The organism is Rhizobium sp. BK060, from assembly GCF_014193145.1.
Taxonomy (GTDB): Bacteria; Pseudomonadota; Alphaproteobacteria; order Rhizobiales; family Rhizobiaceae; genus Rhizobium.
The window spans coordinates 73,080-89,256 of record NZ_JACHYW010000014.1; the positions used below are offsets into that span (position 1 = coordinate 73,080).

Annotated in this window: 19 protein-coding genes and 2 tRNA genes; 6 read left to right on the top strand and 15 right to left on the bottom strand. The window is 62.3% G+C overall.

Annotation, left to right across the window (positions count from 1 at the left end):
* Window positions 1-11: 11 nt before the first annotated feature.
* Complete coding sequence (locus FHT71_RS16805) at window positions 12-3,473, top strand: chromosome segregation SMC family protein (RefSeq protein ID WP_183720987.1); 3,462 nt, start codon at window positions 12-14, stop codon at window positions 3,471-3,473.
* 384 nt (window positions 3,474-3,857) lie between these two features.
* Entirely contained in the window at window positions 3,858-6,581 is a 2,724-nt protein-coding gene (ppdK, locus tag FHT71_RS16810; RefSeq protein WP_132588497.1) for a pyruvate, phosphate dikinase, read from the top strand.
* On the opposite strand, the gene FHT71_RS16815 is transcribed toward ppdK, so the two are convergent.
* Window positions 6,508-6,789, bottom strand: coding sequence for a hypothetical protein (locus FHT71_RS16815; protein ID WP_007793005.1), 282 nt, complete (start codon window positions 6,787-6,789; stop codon window positions 6,508-6,510). The genes ppdK and FHT71_RS16815 overlap by 74 nt on opposite strands.
* A gap of 194 nt (window positions 6,790-6,983) precedes the next feature.
* Between FHT71_RS16815 and FHT71_RS16820 the strand changes: the two genes are divergently transcribed.
* Window positions 6,984-7,229, top strand: a complete 246-nt coding sequence (locus FHT71_RS16820; RefSeq protein WP_007793001.1) for a hypothetical protein — start codon at window positions 6,984-6,986, stop codon at window positions 7,227-7,229.
* A 1-nt stretch (window position 7,230) separates the two neighbouring features.
* On the opposite strand, the gene FHT71_RS16825 is transcribed toward FHT71_RS16820, so the two are convergent.
* Complete coding sequence (locus FHT71_RS16825) at window positions 7,231-7,617, bottom strand: hypothetical protein (RefSeq protein WP_132588498.1); 387 nt, start codon at window positions 7,615-7,617, stop codon at window positions 7,231-7,233.
* A gap of 219 nt (window positions 7,618-7,836) precedes the next feature.
* Between FHT71_RS16825 and FHT71_RS16830 the strand changes: the two genes are divergently transcribed.
* On the top strand, window positions 7,837-8,745 hold the full coding sequence (locus FHT71_RS16830; RefSeq protein ID WP_132588499.1) for a DUF1499 domain-containing protein: 909 nt from the start codon (window positions 7,837-7,839) through the stop codon (window positions 8,743-8,745).
* 48 nt (window positions 8,746-8,793) lie between these two features.
* Here the strand turns inward: FHT71_RS16830 and FHT71_RS16835 are convergent, their stop codons facing one another.
* From FHT71_RS16835 to FHT71_RS16845, 3 genes are read right to left on the bottom strand one after another with little or no spacing between them, the layout of a single operon-like run.
* Complete coding sequence (locus tag FHT71_RS16835) at window positions 8,794-9,243, bottom strand: DCC1-like thiol-disulfide oxidoreductase family protein (RefSeq protein ID WP_183720990.1); 450 nt, start codon at window positions 9,241-9,243, stop codon at window positions 8,794-8,796.
* Between the two features lie 4 nt (window positions 9,244-9,247).
* A complete protein-coding gene (locus FHT71_RS16840) occupies window positions 9,248-10,165 on the bottom strand; it encodes an MBL fold metallo-hydrolase (RefSeq protein WP_132588501.1) in 918 nt (305 codons plus the stop codon).
* Entirely contained in the window at window positions 10,166-10,462 is a 297-nt protein-coding gene (locus FHT71_RS16845) for a cupin domain-containing protein (RefSeq protein ID WP_132588502.1), read from the bottom strand.
* 162 nt (window positions 10,463-10,624) lie between these two features.
* On the opposite strand from FHT71_RS16845, the gene FHT71_RS16850 reads away from it, so the two are divergent.
* Window positions 10,625-10,699 (top strand) — tRNA-Gln (locus FHT71_RS16850).
* 366 nt (window positions 10,700-11,065) lie between these two features.
* Here FHT71_RS16850 and FHT71_RS16855 read toward each other — a convergent pair.
* Window positions 11,066-11,479: a hypothetical protein gene (locus FHT71_RS16855; RefSeq protein ID WP_132588503.1), complete on the bottom strand. Its 414-nt coding sequence runs from the start codon at window positions 11,477-11,479 to the stop codon at window positions 11,066-11,068.
* A 268-nt stretch (window positions 11,480-11,747) separates the two neighbouring features.
* Between FHT71_RS16855 and FHT71_RS16860 the strand changes: the two genes are divergently transcribed.
* Window positions 11,748-11,824, top strand: a tRNA-Pro gene (locus FHT71_RS16860).
* 68 nt (window positions 11,825-11,892) lie between these two features.
* Here the strand turns inward: FHT71_RS16860 and FHT71_RS16865 are convergent.
* The 9 genes from FHT71_RS16865 to FHT71_RS16905 all read right to left on the bottom strand — a co-directional run bounded on the left by FHT71_RS16865 (window position 11,893) and on the right by FHT71_RS16905 (window position 16,173).
* Entirely contained in the window at window positions 11,893-12,771 is an 879-nt protein-coding gene (locus FHT71_RS16865) for a site-specific integrase (protein WP_348649308.1), read from the bottom strand.
* Window positions 12,768-13,154 (bottom strand): hypothetical protein, encoded by a 387-nt coding sequence (locus FHT71_RS31705; RefSeq protein ID WP_246718016.1) that lies wholly within the window; start codon window positions 13,152-13,154, stop codon window positions 12,768-12,770. Before FHT71_RS31705 ends, FHT71_RS16865 begins: the two co-directional genes overlap by 4 nt.
* Complete coding sequence (locus FHT71_RS16875) at window positions 13,151-13,516, bottom strand: HNH endonuclease signature motif containing protein (RefSeq protein WP_183721183.1); 366 nt, start codon at window positions 13,514-13,516, stop codon at window positions 13,151-13,153. The genes FHT71_RS31705 and FHT71_RS16875 overlap by 4 nt, the downstream gene beginning before the upstream one ends.
* A gap of 314 nt (window positions 13,517-13,830) precedes the next feature.
* Entirely contained in the window at window positions 13,831-14,112 is a 282-nt protein-coding gene (locus FHT71_RS16880; RefSeq protein ID WP_183720999.1) for a hypothetical protein, read from the bottom strand.
* On the bottom strand, window positions 14,109-14,420 hold the full coding sequence (locus tag FHT71_RS16885) for a hypothetical protein (protein ID WP_183721002.1): 312 nt from the start codon (window positions 14,418-14,420) through the stop codon (window positions 14,109-14,111). The genes FHT71_RS16880 and FHT71_RS16885 overlap by 4 nt, the downstream gene beginning before the upstream one ends.
* Entirely contained in the window at window positions 14,413-14,970 is a 558-nt protein-coding gene (locus tag FHT71_RS16890) for a hypothetical protein (protein WP_183721005.1), read from the bottom strand. Before FHT71_RS16890 ends, FHT71_RS16885 begins: the two co-directional genes overlap by 8 nt.
* Before the next feature lie 86 nt (window positions 14,971-15,056).
* The gene (locus FHT71_RS16895; protein ID WP_183721008.1) at window positions 15,057-15,590 is read right to left on the bottom strand and encodes a hypothetical protein; all 534 of its coding nucleotides are present in this window, start codon (window positions 15,588-15,590) and stop codon (window positions 15,057-15,059) included.
* Entirely contained in the window at window positions 15,590-15,841 is a 252-nt protein-coding gene (locus FHT71_RS16900) for a hypothetical protein (RefSeq protein ID WP_183721011.1), read from the bottom strand. Before FHT71_RS16900 ends, FHT71_RS16895 begins: the two co-directional genes overlap by 1 nt.
* A complete protein-coding gene (locus tag FHT71_RS16905; protein WP_183721014.1) occupies window positions 15,838-16,173 on the bottom strand; it encodes a helix-turn-helix domain-containing protein in 336 nt (111 codons plus the stop codon). Before FHT71_RS16905 ends, FHT71_RS16900 begins: the two co-directional genes overlap by 4 nt.
* Window positions 16,174-16,177: the final 4 nt, after the last annotated feature.

Here is a 16,177-nt window from a genome sequence, read left to right on the forward strand (position 1 = left end):
GGGGGCGCTGCATGAAGTTCAACAAGCTTCGCGTCGTCGGCTTCAAGTCCTTCGTCGAACCCGCCGAATTCATCATCGAGCGCGGATTGACCGGTGTCGTCGGCCCGAACGGTTGCGGCAAGTCGAACCTCGTCGAAGCGCTCCGCTGGGTGATGGGCGAGAATTCCTACAAGAACATGCGTGCGTCCGGCATGGACGACGTCATCTTTTCCGGCTCGGGGAACCGTCCCGCCCGCAACACCGCCGAAGTCGCGCTCTATCTTGACAATGCCGAGCGCACGGCGCCTGCCGCCTTCAACGATAGCGACGAGATCCAGGTCACGCGCCGCATCGAGCGCGAGCAGGGATCGATCTATCGCATCAACGGCAAGGAAAGCCGCGCCAAGGATGTGCAGTTGCTCTTCGCCGACGCCTCCACCGGCGCCCGTTCGCCGTCGATGGTGGGGCAGGGGCGGATCGGTGAGCTGATCTCGGCAAAGCCGCAGGCCCGCCGCCAGCTGCTGGAAGAAGCAGCCGGCATATCAGGCCTGCATTCGCGCCGCCACGAAGCCGAGCTTCGCCTGCGTGCCGCCGAAGGCAATCTCGAACGTCTCGACGACGTAACCTCGCAGCTTGAGAGCCAGATCGAGAGCTTGAAGCGTCAGGCGCGTCAGGCAAGTCGCTTCAAGTCGCTGTCCGCCGATATCCGCGCCCGCGAGGCAATGCTCCTGCATATCCGCTGGGTTCAGGCCAAAGAGGCGGAAGCGGAAGCCGACAGTGCGCTCAATCAGGCAACCGTCGTCGTCGCCGAAAAGGCGCAGATGCAGATGGAGGCCGCCAAGGCCCAGGGCATTGCGAGCCTCAAGCTGCCGGAACTGCGCGAGGGCGAAGCGCGTGCCGCCGCCGCGGTGCAGCGTCTGCAGATCGCCAAGACTCAGCTTGAGGAGGACGCTAACCGCATCCTGCGCCGTCGCGACGAACTGACCCGCCGCCTTGCACAGCTCGGCGAAGACATCCGCCGCGAGGAGCGGCTGGTGGCAGACAACGCGGCAATCCTGGCGCGGTTGGATACCGAAGAAGCCGAGATCGCCGAGATCCTTGCCGACTCCGGCCGTTTTGCCGAAGAGACCCGCGAGGCCTTCGAGGAGGCAGCCGCAAAGCTTGCCGACAGCGAGCGTATTTTTACCGCGCTGACGGCCGAACGTGCCGAGGCTGCAGCCGGACGCAACCAGCTTGAGCGCGCCATTCGCGACCTTGCCGATCGCAAGATGCGCCTTGAACGGCATATGGATGAGGCCAATCGCGAGCTCTCCGCAATCGGCGAGACGATTGCTAGCCTGCCCGATCCGGACGAGAAGCGGGCCGTGGTGGAGGTAGGCGAGCAGGCTGTTGCCGAGGCGGAAGCCGCGATCCAAAGCGTCGAGCAGGCCTTGGTCGCTGCCCGCCAGGCAGAAGCTCTCTCCCGATCGCCGGTCGATCAGGCGCGTGGGAAGCTGAACGCCATCGAAACCGAAGCCCGGACCATTGCACGCATGCTCGCTGCCGGCGCCGCCGCAGGCGAATTTGCGCCGGCCGCCGATCAGCTGCGCGTCGACCGCGGCTTTGAAACGGCGCTCGGCGCAGCGTTGGGTGACGACATCGAATCCCCGCTTGATTCCAAGGCGCCGGCTCATTGGTCTGGCAATGGCGACGGTGTCGCGGACCCGGCGCTGCCGGCCGGCGTGACTCCGTTGGTTGACTACGTTCGCGCCCCTGCCGCGCTGATGCGTCGCCTGAAACAAATCGGCCTCGTCTCCGCTTCGGATGCTGCGGCGCTGATGAAGGATCTCAAGCCCGGCCAACGTCTGGTGACCAAGGAAGGCTCCGTCTACCGTTGGGACGGCCACGTCACCGGTGCCGATGCACCGAGCGCGGCCGCGCTGCGGCTGGCGCAGAAGAACCGGCTCGCCGAACTGGAAAGCGAAGCCGCGCTTGCCCGCGACATACTCGCTGAAGCAGAGGAACGCCTGGCTGGTGCGGCCGATGCCATTCGCCTGCAAGAGCGCCGCCTTGCCGAGGCGCGCGAGAAGAGCCGTATGTCTGCGCGGCAACTCGCCGAGGCGCGTGAAGCACTGGCAGTGGCCGAACGAGCCTCCGGCGATCTCATCCGTCGCCGCGATGTCGTTGCCGAGGCTGTCAGTCAACTCCAGATCCAGCTTGAAGACATCTCAGTCCAGGACGAAAACGCCCGAATCGAGCTGGAAGATGCCCCTGATTTGACGGCGATGGACGAACGGCTTCGGTCGCAGCAGGCCGAGGTCGCGACTGATCGTGGTGCGCTCGCCGAAGCGCGGGCACGCCACGAAAGCCTCAACCGCGAAAACGAGGCCCGACAGCGCCGAATCGTGGTCATCGGGCAGGAACGCGCGACCTGGCGTCAGCGCGCTGCGAGCGCCGAGGATCACATCGCTACGCTTCGCGATCGCGAAGAAGAGGCGCGCGAGGAGGCCGCCGAGCTCGAGATGGCTCCCGATGAGTTCGACGACAAGCGACGCGCGCTGTTGAACGAACTCCAGAAGGCCGAGGAAGCGCGCCGCCATGCGGCCGACGTGCTTGCCGAAGCCGAGCTCGTCCAGCGCGATGCCGACCACAAGGCGGCGACTGCTCTCTCCGAACTCGCCGAAAGCCGCGAGCGTCGCGGTCGCGCTGAAGAGCGCCTGGTCTCCGCTCGTGAAAAGCGGCAGGAAACTGAGGCGCGAATTCGCGAGACCCTGAACGTTGCGCCACATGAGGCGCTTCGGCTCGCAGGACTGGAGCCGCTGCAGACAGCGCCCGACCTTCGCGAGGTCGAACGCGAACTCGAACGTCTCAAGATAGAACGCGAGCGACTTGGCGCGGTCAACCTGCGCGCTGAGGAAGAGCAGAAGGAACTGAGCGGGAAGCTCGAGGCGCTGATCAAGGAACGCGACGACGTGATCGATGCAATCCGCAAGTTGCGTGGCGCGATCCAGAGCCTCAATCGGGAGGGGCGCGAGCGCCTGATCGCCGCCTTCGACGTCGTCAACGGCCAATTCCAGCGCCTCTTCACCCATCTTTTCGGCGGCGGCACGGCCGAACTGCAGCTGATCGAATCCGACGATCCGCTCGAAGCCGGTCTCGAAATCCTCGCCCGTCCGCCGGGCAAGAAACCGCAGACGATGACGCTCCTTTCAGGCGGCGAGCAGGCACTGACGGCAATGGCGCTGATCTTTGCCGTCTTCCTGACCAATCCGGCGCCGATCTGCGTCCTAGACGAAGTGGACGCCCCATTGGACGACCACAATGTCGAGCGCTACTGCAACCTGATGGACGAAATGGCTGCCTCCACCGAGACGCGTTTCGTCATCATCACCCACAATCCGATCACCATGGCACGCATGAACAGGCTGTTCGGCGTGACGATGGCGGAGCAGGGGGTCTCGCAACTTGTGTCTGTCGACCTGCAGACTGCTGAACAATTGCGTGAAATCGCATGAGAAACGCCCAAAAAAAGTCTGCCGGATTGGGCCGTCTCCACCATTCAGGTAATGTTTTCCTACCGATCTTGTATTAGAGATTGCTTCAGGTCGCCGTCGACTTACCGCGAAGTGATGTCGGCTGCGTAGTTTTCTATGCGACGCGATCGGGGCAAAATGCTTTTTGGCTCTGACAGTCGTATGGCGGAACCCCCCGTCCGGTTTTCCTGGCCGGACGGACATAAGGCTTTGCGGGACTTTGTTGCAGTCCCGCAAAGCTTTTTCTCCCTTCAAACGCTTCAGTCTGTCGCAGTTATTGTGCGTCGCAACATTTCGGCCGCATTTGTCGATTTTCATTTCAACACCAACGGATTAAGTTGATCCGGATTTGGTATTGGGGGGAATATGACCAAGTGGGTCTATACATTTGGCAACGGTGAGGCAGAGGGTGGTGCTCTCGACGGCGAGCGTTTGGGCGGCAAAGGCGCAAATCTCGCGGAGATGTGCAATCTCGGCCTTCCTGTCCCTCCCGGTCTGACGATCATCGCCGAAGCCTGCTCTGCCTACTACAAGAACGGGCGACAGATTGCCGAAGAGCTGAAAGAACAGGTCCGCGCCGGCATCGAGCGCATCGAGCAAATTACCGGCCGGCGGTTCGGCGCGGGTGATCGGCCGCTGCTGCTGTCCGTGCGCTCGGGAGCGCGCGTTTCGATGCCGGGGATGATGGACACCGTCCTCAATCTCGGCCTCAACGACGAAACCGTGCAGGCGCTCGGCCACGACGCCGGCGACGCGCGTTTTGCCTGGGATAGCTACCGCCGTTTCATTCAGATGTATGCCGATGTCGTCATGCGTCTCGATCATGAAGTGTTCGAGGAAATTCTCGAGGATGAGAAGGCGCGCCTCGGCTATGAGTTCGACACGGAACTGACCGCCAACGAATGGCAGCATGTGGTCTCGCTCTACAAGAGCATCATCGAGGAGGAACTGGGCGAGGAGTTTCCCCAGGATCCCGAGGTGCAGCTATGGGGCGCGGTCGGGGCCGTATTCTCCAGCTGGATGAGCGCCCGCGCTGTCACCTATCGCCATCTTCACAATATCCCCGAAGGCTGGGGAACGGCAATCAACATCCAGGCCATGGTCTTCGGCAACCACGGCAATTCATCCGCGACCGGCGTTGCCTTCACCCGCAATCCGTCGACGGGCGACAAGTCGCTCTACGGCGAATTCCTCGTCAATGCGCAGGGAGAGGATGTCGTTGCCGGCATTCGCACTCCACAGAGCATCACAGAGGAGGGCCGTATCAGCTCTGGTTCCGAGCGGCCGTCGATGGAAAAGCTGATGCCCGACGCCTTCAAGGAGCTCTCGCGCATCTGCGCCGAGTTAGAAGAGCACTACCGCGACATGCAGGATATCGAGTTCACCATTGAACGCGGAAAGCTCTGGATGCTGCAGACGCGTGCCGGAAAGCGCTCAACGCGCGCGGCGATGAAGATCGCCGTCGACATGGTGGATGAGAAGGTGATCACGGAAGAAGAGGCCGTGCTTCGCATCGAACCCTCGTCCCTTGACCAACTCCTGCACCCGACGATCGACCCGCGCGTGTCGCGCGAGGTCATCGGCACGGGCCTGCCGGCGTCTCCCGGCGCGGCGACCGGCGAGATCGTCTTCACGGCCGAGGAGGCCGTGACGGCGTCCGAGGAGGGGCGCAAGGTCATCCTGCTGCGGGTCGAGACCAGTCCCGAAGACATTCATGGCATGCATGCGGCCGAAGGCATTCTGACGACGCGTGGGGGCATGACTAGTCACGCCGCCGTTGTCGCGCGCGGCATGGGCATCCCCTGCGTCGTCGGCGCCGGCAGCATGCGCATCGACGCCCGCAACGAGCGGCTGATCGGCGTCGGCATTACGCTGAAGAAGGGCGACGTCATCACCATCGACGGTTCGGCCGGACAGGTCCTGAAGGGCGACGTACAGATGATCCAGCCGGAGCTTTCGGGCGATTTCGGGCGCATCATGCAATGGGCTGATCGGGCGCGTCGTATGACTGTGCGCACCAATGCCGATACGCCGGCTGACGCGCGTGCAGCCCGTTCCTTTGGTGCCGAGGGCATCGGCCTTTGCCGTACCGAGCATATGTTCTTCGAGGGCGACCGCATTCATCTGATGCGCGAGATGATCCTCGCGGAGGACGAGACCGGTCGCCGTGCCGCGCTGGACAGCTTGCTGCCGGTGCAACGGCATGATTTCACCAGCCTGTTCAACGTCATGCATGGCCTGCCGGTGACGATCCGTCTGCTCGACCCACCATTGCACGAATTCCTGCCGAAGACGGACGAGGAGATCGCCGACGTTTCCGCCGCGATGGGCATGGACGCCGCGGTGCTGCGCCAGCGCGTTGATGCGTTGCATGAATTCAATCCGATGCTCGGCCATCGCGGCTGCCGGCTGGCCATTTCCTATCCTGAGATCGTCGAGATGCAGGCGCGCGCGATTTTCGAGGCGGCGGTCGCGGCAGCCCATGAAACGGGTGCTGCCGTTGTGCCCGAGATCATGGTGCCCCTGGTCGGGCTGCGCTCAGAACTGGACTACGTCAAGGAGCGCATCGACACCATTGCCGGCGACGTCATGGCGGAGGCCGGCATGCGGATCGACTACCTGGTCGGCACGATGATCGAATTGCCGCGCGCAGCCCTCAGAGCCCATATCATTGCGGAAGCGGCGGAGTTTTTCTCCTTCGGCACGAACGACCTGACGCAGACGACCTTCGGCATCTCGCGCGACGATGCTTCCGCCTTCATTCCGACCTATCAACGCAAGGGGATTATCGAGCACGATCCCTTCATTTCGCTGGATTTCGATGGTGTCGGGGAGCTGATCCGCATCGCCGCCGAACGCGGCAGGCGCACACGCAACGACATGAAGCTCGGAATCTGCGGCGAACACGGTGGCGATCCCGTATCCATCCATTTCTGCGAAGAGATCGGATTGGATTACGTGTCCTGTTCACCCTTCCGTGTGCCGATCGCTCGGCTTGCAGCCGCGCAGGCGGTCATTACCAACGATATTGCCGCCAATACGGGCGCCCGTAGTAGGACGGGTCTAGCTCGAACGCCATACCCATCATGAGCCTGTCGCTGTCATAGCGGTACTGCGCGCGGCGGTAGAGATCGATGCGCTGGAGGCAGCCTGCAAAGCCATCCGTGCCGCGTTTGAAGCCATAGCGCAAGCATTGGTCTTCGTCGGCGGCGCGCTGCTGCTCCGGCGTCAGCGTCTGGCACGCCGAGAGGCTTATGGCAGCTGCGGCGAGTGCGAGAGATAGAACGAGGATACGCATCGGTGTGTCTTTGCAACGAAAATTTCTCACAGTCAGATGACGCTAATCGCGGCTTACAGTCAACTAAAAGAGTGGCTTAGGGTTACGAGCTACCTTTGGGATCGCTGCTCGCCGACCGACCGGAGGCGCGAATGGCTTTCGCGCGTCGGGGATCGTCTGTAAGAAGAGGGCTCGCACGATATTGGAAGGCAAGCATGGCACTGCGCGATCGATTCTCGAAGAAACTGACCTGCCCGCAATGCGGCAATAGCGGCTTTGCCGAAGCTTCCGAGATCGATGATCCGAAGCGCAAGCATCCCGGCTTCAGCGTCGATCATCTGCCGCGCGGCTTCTTCATCCAGCGCGCGTCCAATCACCAGGAAACCAGCATGATCAAGTGCGAATGCGGACGCAAGTTCCCGTTCCGCAGTCTGGCGGAAGCGGCGGCTGAGCGGCTCTAGGTCAGAACCGCTCGAGGACCTTGACGAAGGCTTCGGCGAAGCGGACAAGGTGGGCCGTCGCTGGGTCCGGCGCTTCCATGCGGATTTCCGTGCCGCTGTGGTCGAGCACAGCGAGAACGACGCGCATCTGCTCGCCGGGCGAGGGGATGCGAAGCACGGCGATGCGCTTGCAGTCGTCCATCAGGCCTTCGGCCGGAAGATCGAAGAGAAATTCCCCGCCGGCCTTAGCCGATGCCACGCGGACCGTCTCGCAGAAGTCGGATTTGCCATCATATCCGTCGAGTGACAGTTCCAGTTCCAGAAGCTCTATCGGCAGAAGCGGATCTGCATGATCGGCTGCCCCCAGCGCCGGCGACTGGGTTCCCGATGCGAGCTCCGGTGCAATCATTGCCCTTCTCCTGTTAGTCGGTGTGCGACGCAAACCACACAACTGCAGATCAAGGAATATCAGAAAATGCTCACGCACGCCATTGTCGTCTTCCCCGTGGATTGCGTCCCTCCGATCGCGACAACAGTTTCAATTTAGGCGAATCTTGCACTAAACAAGTCGAGGGCGATTTTGCGCGTTCATGCGGGACGCGCCGCTTGCGAGTAACCGGTAAGTTTGATGGCAATCCGTTTCGACCGCCCCGTTTCAAGTGCCGCCCGCTTCGCGCGGCGCTTCGGGGCATTTGCGCTGGTTCTCTGCCTTGCGGCTCTGATTGGTCACCGCTTCGCGGGCCTTGTCACGCCCTACCTGGTGCTGGTTCTGCTCGTCTCCGCGGGCTTTGCGCTCCTTGCGGCGCTGCTTGCCCTTGCCGGGCTGCGCAGCCTCTGGCTGACCGGTGCCGAAGGCGGGCTTGATGCGCTGAAAGCCCTTATTTTCGCCGCCCTTCCGCTCGCGATAGGCGGGATTGCCGCCGAACGCTATTTTGTGCTGCCGGCAATCTATGATGTGTCGAGCGATCTCGTCTCGGCGCCCGACTGGCTGAAGACCCCGAACGCCGATCAGATCTGGCTGAAGAGGAAGCCGGATGTGACGCCGGAGGATCGCGAAAAGCAGCTCGAGGCCTACCCGGAACTCACAGGCCGCCGCTATGACGGCGCGATCGACCGCGTGCTCGAAGCGGTGAAGAAAGTCGCCAAGCAGAACGGCATCCGGATCACCCGCGCCGAGGGCGACAGCGAGCCAGACCGCGATCTCGAAGACCGGCCGGCGAAGCCGCAGGCGGACGACGGCGCGGTCGCCGAGGCTCCTGAGGCTGTGCCGATCCCGACGCCGCGTCCCTATGACGACGATGTGGCGCAGCTCATTCGAAGGGCGAACGGCGTGACGCTGCAGGGCGAAACCCGCACCCTCGTTCTCGGCCTGCGTTTCGACATCGTCATCCGCCTGCGCGAGGAAGCGGAAACCACCCTCGTCGATGTTCGCGTCGCCTCGCGCTACGGCCCGCACGATCTCGGCCTCAGCGCCGATATCGCCGAGGATTATCTGAAGGCTCTCGATTCCGAATTGCTCGGCATCGCCGGCAGCTAGTTTCGTCCACCCTTTTGTGACCAATGAACGGTTTTTGCCGCCGGACAGCTATCCCAGGAAGCGGTCCCTCTGCTCCGGGCTCGGCACGAAGCAGGTCGCGCGTCGGCCGGCAATGCGCAATCGGTTGCGGGCGACAAATTCGTAAAGCCTGTCGGCAAGTCCCTGCGGCAGCAGCCGCAGGATCTTCACCAGCGACCAGGGAAAGCCGAGCCCCGCAGCCATGCGGATCGTCCCTCTCGACTTGAAGTGGGCGCGCCCGTCTTCGATCAGGATGTTGGTCTCGTAGTCGCGCCCGTCCAGCCCATAGTGCCGGTAAAGCGCTTCCCCGAGCGGCGACTGCGCAGCGAGGAAGCGGTAACGCTCCGCCTTGTCATGCTTCAGAACGAACTGGATCCAGGCAGAACAGGACACGCATTCGCCATCGAAGACGATGACAGGCTTGTCGTCGGCAAAGGCCGGCACGGCGGCGTCGGTGCGATAGCTGTAGGCGTCGCGCACGAGGCTACCTCCGCGTCGCAGGTCGGTACGATCCCAGCAGCGCAGGCGGTCCGTCCGTCTCGATCTCGCCTCGCTCCACCAGATCCTCGACATGGGCAAGAACCGAGAGGGCGGCAGCGCCATGCAGGCGCGGATCGGTCTCGCGATAGATCACCTTCACCATGTCAGGAATGTTCCTGTCGCCGGCGCGGATCCGGTCGAGCACGGCGCGCTCGCGCATTCGCCGGTGCGTCTTCAGGGCGCGCAGGAAGGAGACCGGCTTCCGCACCGGACCGCCATGTCCCGGCAGCAGGATGCGGTCGTGGCGCTCGATCAGCCGGTCGAGGGAGGTCATGTAGTCACCCATGGAGCCGTCTGGCGGCGCGACAATTGACGTCGCCCATGCCATGACATGATCGGCGGAAAACAGGATGCCCGTTCCCTCCAACGCGAAGGCCGCATGGTTGGCGGTATGGCCGGGCGTCAGCACGCCGGTCAGGCTCCAACCGTCGCCCTCGATCGTTTCGCCGTCGCCGATCGCAATGTCCGGCCGGAAGTCCAAGTCCGAGCTCTCTGCGAATAGATTTACCTCTCCCTGGTATAGGGGGCGGGCGGCGCGGTGCGGTCCCTCGGCCACGATCTGCGCACCGGTTGCCGCCTGCAGGCGGCGCGAGAGGGGCGAGTGATCGCGATGCGTATGGCTGACGAAAATATGCGTGACCTCGCGCCCGTCGAGCGCTGCCATCAAGGCCCGGAAATGCGCCTCGTCCTCCGGTCCGGGGTCGATGACCGCCGTGGAGCGATCTCCGACGATATAGCTGTTGGTGCCGTGGAACGTGAAGGCGCTCGGATTGTTGACAGTGATGCGCTGCACGCCTGACGCAACCGGCACGGCCTGGCCGTAGGCGGGCTCGAAGGCCAGGTTGAACTCGGGACTTGCCATTTACTTGTATTCAATCTCGATGAAGGACATCGGCTGATCGCCGGCATTGACGACATTGTGCTCCGTGCCGGCATCGCGTCGGTAGGCCGCGCCTTTGGCGACATCGACCCTGCGGCTGCCGTCCTTTTCCTCCAGAAGAAACGGGCAGTCCGTCATCGGCACGACGACGTAGCCCATGCCATGCGTATGAACGCCCGTGTCCGCACCCGGCTCGAAATCCCAACGGGTGATCCGAACCACTGCATCGTCGAGCAGCAGCGTTGCGAGGGCAGGCGGGCGGGCGCGGTACTGGCTCATCGTCACTCCGGATCGTCTTGGATGGCTGACCCGAGACCTAGCATGGCGGTGCAAAAAGCGCACAGAAATATGCCGCGGCCCGAAACTTAATGATTGTGACGGCAGGCGAGCTTTGCTAAGCAGGCGTCGATTTGGCAAGCGGTCTCCGCTTTCAAGCTCTGGTGGGGCGTCGCCAAGCGGTAAGGCACCGGTTTTTGGTACCGGCATTCCCAGGTTCGAATCCTGGCGCCCCAGCCATTGAGTATCTTGTTGCTTTCTTCAGGAACAAAGGCAGCGGACTGACCTGAGCGGCATCTCGCTCTTTGCCGGTCGCGCGGATATGGTCCTCTTCCGGCCATCGCAATCGGTATGGACGACGGTGAGAACGACCAGATTGTCGATTGCGCCGATGCTGATCTCGCGAACTCGCGGTAGTTGAAACGGCTGTCGATCACCGTGAAGACGAAACTTTCGAAAGTCCGGCTGGCTGTCTCGAAGTTCACGCCGTGCCCATCGAACATGCGAATTGAATGTTATGGCAAATTGCATGTACGGACAACGGCCGACACAAACAGACAGGCGGCCTTTCGGCCGCCTGCATTCAAATCGAAACCGCGGCCTAAATCACTGCGCGGGCTGCGCCGGCGCCAGGAATTCGGCGCAATAGGAGGGGCCGTTTACACCCGGGATGTCGCCGACGACGCGGATGCTGCGGATTGTGTAGTCGGAGCTGGTGACGATTTCCGCTTGGCAGCGCAGGTACTGCGTGCGTGCGGGCGAGATCTGCTTGCCGCGCTTGCCGTCGGCGCCTTCCGCGTATTTCGCCGGGACGCGAACCGTCTTGTAGCCGCCCTTCCAGGTGTAGGTGACGCCGGAGCCGTTCTCGACATCGTTGATCGGCGGGCCGAATGCGGCAAAGAACTTGCCGGCCGATTGGCCCACCCAGCGGCTGGAGATCGGATCGGCGGAAGTCGGAATAGTCGTGCAACCGGCAAGCGCAATGGCAAGCCCGGCCGCGGCAAAGGTGCGGAGTGTCATTCTATCGTCCCTGAAATTGTCACGCATTCAACGGCGGGAATCACTGGCCTGCAGCGGTTTCCGCTTGTCCCGCCGAGCGCTTTAGCGTGGAACCCGGCAAAAGAAAATCGGCCCGCCTTCGCAATTGCAAAATTTGCCGTGAGTGTGGCTTTTTGTTCCGGAAAGCGCCTTTCTGCCGCCGGCTTGCGTCTTCGAAAAAATGCGCCGGCTTTTGAATTTTGGTGCTTGCGCAACGGGATGGGCCGGTCTATAGAGGCGCCGCTGGTCACGGAGTGTAGCGCAGTCTGGTAGCGCACCACGTTCGGGACGTGGGGGTCGAGTGTTCGAATCACTCCACTCCGACCAGCTTTTTCAATCACTTGGCCCGAGAAGTGCGATAGGCCCTAACAGGGCCGCACAGTTTCCGCACAGCTTCAATACGCATTTGCCGCTTTCTGCTGGAATTGCGGGTCGTTGTGCAGGTACGTCCGCTCGAATTCATCCGTGGTGATCCCGAGCGAAGATGCAGCTTCCTGTACGTCCACGCCTGCATTCGCCAGCCATGTCGCACGGGTGTGTCGAAGGATGTGCGGCGTGACGTCTTCACCAAGCCCGGCTTCCGCGCGCACGGCGCGGAACGCCTTGTGCGGCTTGATGACCTTGGCGCCGTAGTAGTTGATGACATGAAGGCAGGGTGTCTTCTTGTCGATCTTCTTGTCTGCCTCGTGCCAGTAGCGCAGCAGCGTCAGCAGCCGCGGCGGGATCTTGACGGGCGTCTTGCGCTTGTTGTGCGCCACGCGCTCGCCCTGGGCCTTCCGATAGAGGATGCCTTTTTCGAGATCGACCCATCCGCCCGAGGTGTTCGGCATCCACTGCAGGCTGAGCATCGCGCCCAACCTCGTTCCGGTGTAGACGCCGATCAGCAGCAACCGAACAATGTGCTTGCACTGCTTGAGGCCTTCGGGTCTGTGCCCTCTGGCCGCGCGGATCATCGCGGCGACTTCCTGCCTGGTCAGCCAGCGCTCGCGCGGTAGGCATTTGTCCGGCAGGGTGATCTTCGGCACGACGTCGAGCGTGTATTCGCCGTGGTAATAATTGACCGCGGCTCGAAGCACTTCGAGATCCCGGCGGGCGCCGGAGTCGGTCCCGCGCTCGTCGGCGAATTCCCGGCAGACCTTGCCCCTGATCTCGCCGACTGTCATTTCGCCGAAGAACTCGTTCAGGCGCCCAATCCGGGCCTTGGTCTCCACTGGCCGCGATGAATCGTCCGCCTTCTCGTCGTAGTAGACGTTCAGCACGTCGCCGATCGTCACTTCAGACGCACGACCTCCGCGCTCTGGCTCGTATTTGGACGCGAGGTATTCCTGGAGCTTTTGACCTGCTTCTGCAGCTTGATCCTCAAGGCATCCTGTGCGGATATTTGTTTCACCGTCCCTGATGATCCAGACTTTCCGTCCGCCGTCCGATCTGAGATAGAGCCTTGGTGGCTTTCGCTTTTGCGGCATTTTTCCATCATCCTTTTCACTCCGTTGTGAGTGACGAAGTCCTTGTTGGCGATCCGGATGAATTCCAGATTGCCTTTCCTGTGCTCGGTGCGCAGGGCGGATTTCGTCAGGCGACCACGGAAGAACAATTTGCATGCTTCTTCAAGGGTGACCGGATCGTCATCGCGAATTTCGTGCACGGCGGCGCTCATCTAGCTTCCTCGCAACTGAAGGCCGGGCCTCCATTGTGACCAATCATGCCACGCTTGGCCTGCTCGCGACGGCGGGCATTTTCCTTCCGGGTCACCATCTCGACGTGTCGAGGCTCCGGCCGAACGCAAAGGCGATTGCGGCATGCGTGGTCCAACTCCTTTTTTCCGGGGACGTAGCCGTGTTCATTGGTCCACATGACGATGTGAACCGCTACGGTCTGTCCTCCCAAGCTCATACGGGGGTATCCAGCGCCGCGACCTTCCGTTCCAGAAGTTGGGCCGGTCCATATCCAGCAGCCCGTCGCATCATCGATGCGGACCCGAGCCATGATCTTTTCGCGGATCGCGTCGCGTCTGCTCATTCGCGCCCCATCATCGCCTTCATGGGCGCAGCGGCTTTGATCCTGCGGGAGTGGATCTCGTACGCCCTCGGGAGCGAATAACTCAGCGCCTCGTGGCTGCTCCGCCTCAATGGGAGCGGGGGTGACCGGTTCCAGCCGCTGGGCACCGCAAGTCAGTGCGAAGTAGGCGGTTGCGCCATCGTCTCGCTTGACGTCGCAACGCTGGCGACCATCCGTCGACACTACCTCGACGATGTCTCCGAGCTTCGCGAAACCCGGAGCGCCCATGCCAACGATCTTGAGCTTGTCGCCCGGCTTGACCTTCGAATAGTCAATCATGAGCGCTCTCCCGGCGCGAAGATCCGCCAATCGACACGGCTCTTGCAGACCGAAGCGGAAGGAGTGTCGGTGTGTACGATCGACGCGACGAAAAGCCTGCCCGTCAGCAGGAGGCGCAGTCGGTCGGCGAGGCTGAAGTCGAGGCGGATGTCAGTTCGCATCCATCCCTTAAGCTGCTCAATACCTTCAGGCTCGTCGCCAAGGTGGTAGCGGAAGCCGGCCTTGCGCAGCAGCCGCTCTTTCAGGGTCGGCTTATGAAACATCGCTGTGCTGGTCATGCTCGCCCCTTCGCTGGAAAGTGCTTGAGTTCAAAGACTTGGATGAACGCGCGCAGTTCGGCGTCGATCAGCGACATGCGATCGAGATCCTTTTCGGTCGGCTCGGCATCAGGTTCGAGGATCGTCATGATGCTGGCGAACAGGTGTTGCGCGCCGGCAAAGAAGGCGTTTCGCATCTCTTCCAACTGCGTTGGAGAGGCGTCGAGCGGGACAGCGGCGATCCGCAGGCTGACCCATCCAGCTTCGATCAGCTGGCCCTTGTCGGTCAATTCACGCGCGAGGCGTTCGAGATAGGCGCGGTCAGCCATTGTTACCGCCCTCCGACATTGCAGCGGCTCGATCAACGCGCTTGATTTCTGCAACGATCTGCGCCGCCGCCTGCGTTAGAAGGCGCTTGTAGTGCTCGACGCTTCCGGCACTAGTATTCATCGCGTCATTGAGGCGAGCAATGACGCCCCATTCCGCCCAGATGATTTCGCCGCCGCGATGCTTATCATCGTGGGCATCGTCATAGCCCTTGGCGATCTGGCGGTAGCGCTCGGCGACGATGGCGCCGACCACGCCCGCCATTTGATCGGCGGGCTGCTCGCGGCCGTAGTCGGAATAATCGGTGTTATCCCAGACCGCGCCTATGCCGCCGCACTCAAAGCAACCCATGCCAAGATGGCACTTGAGCACGTCGCTCCATTCGCCGGTTGGGTGACCTTCATTGAGGTTGTGGCATCCGGAACAAGAACGCCAGGCGCCAGCGCCATCGGCCAATTGCTCGGCCACGCCGTTCAGCTCGATCCCAACCACACGTGGCAGGGGTGATGGGGCCTCGTGCCTTTTGATCGCCGCATAAACTTCTTCGATCACCGAAGCATCTTCGATTGCGCCGTCAAAAACCTCGTCGATTATCCTTCCGAGTAGTTCTCGGCTTATATTTTTCTGCCTCTCAGCCATTAGGCTCGTCCTCTCGTTTCTGTTCGCTGCGCCTTCCTCCAGCTTTCGAACGCATCGACGAACTTGCGCCAGCGGCTGGCCGCTGCCTGATCCGCGCTCAGTTCCTTCATCGACTGGATGGCGAGGATCGAGCGGACGCGGGTTTTCACGCGCTCGATGTCGCCTGCGTCCTGCAGCTCGTGCCGCTCGATGAGAAACTGTCGGAAAAGTCGGTCGCCGCATTTCATGGCGCACTCGGCGGCATAGTCCTTTGGCCTCGGCAATTGCCGGCGCAGCTCGCGCACCTCGGCGGCGCAGCGGCCGAGCAGGTGCAGCAAGAATCCGATATCGGCATGTGCGTTGAAGATGAAGATCCGGTCAGGGCCGCCCGAAAGTTCGCTGAAGGTCGCGATGCGATCGAACCCTTCGCCGTCCATCGCCGGCACGGAAACATGCGTCTGCTCGCCATCGGCATACATCCGCCATTCCTGCGAGGCAGTCTCGTGTCGGCTTCGGACCTGTATCAGGCGCTCTTTTTCCTCGGGCGTCGCCATCAGGGCGCCATCCTCAGTTGGCCGCGCCGTCCCATCTCGACGAGGTCAAGCAGCTGTTCACCGAACCCTTCCGCGACCGTGTACGCATCTGCGTGCGTCGGCGCATGGCTGTTGATGGTTGCGGCTAGCAGCGAGCAGATGGCAGGAAGCGCGTCGGAAACTTCGACGCCGGTCAGCACGGCAATGATGGCGTCGGCCACCTCGCCCTGATGGTCGGTGAGGACGCGATGATAGGTCTGGCTTTCCGTCACAGCCCGCGCTCCTGCAGGGCGGCCACATGCATCGAGATGCGCGGTAGGGAAAGGCAGCGTAGCGCCGTGCCGCCATTTTCTCCGGCGATCATTTCGCGGATAAGGACCACGCGATCGGCCTGGACCGTGACACTCTCGCGCACCGAGTGACGGGTAATACGGCGGGACGCCGACTGGCGGGGCGCCTTGTCGAGGTGGTCGATACCGAAGCGGATCAGGGTCGTGCGAACAGTGTCACGGTGTACGCCGTAGCGCGCGGCGATCTGGGCCTTGTCCAAGCCAGCTTCCAGGTGTGACTTGAGGATGGCTGCGTTCGGCAGTTTGACGGCCATGGGA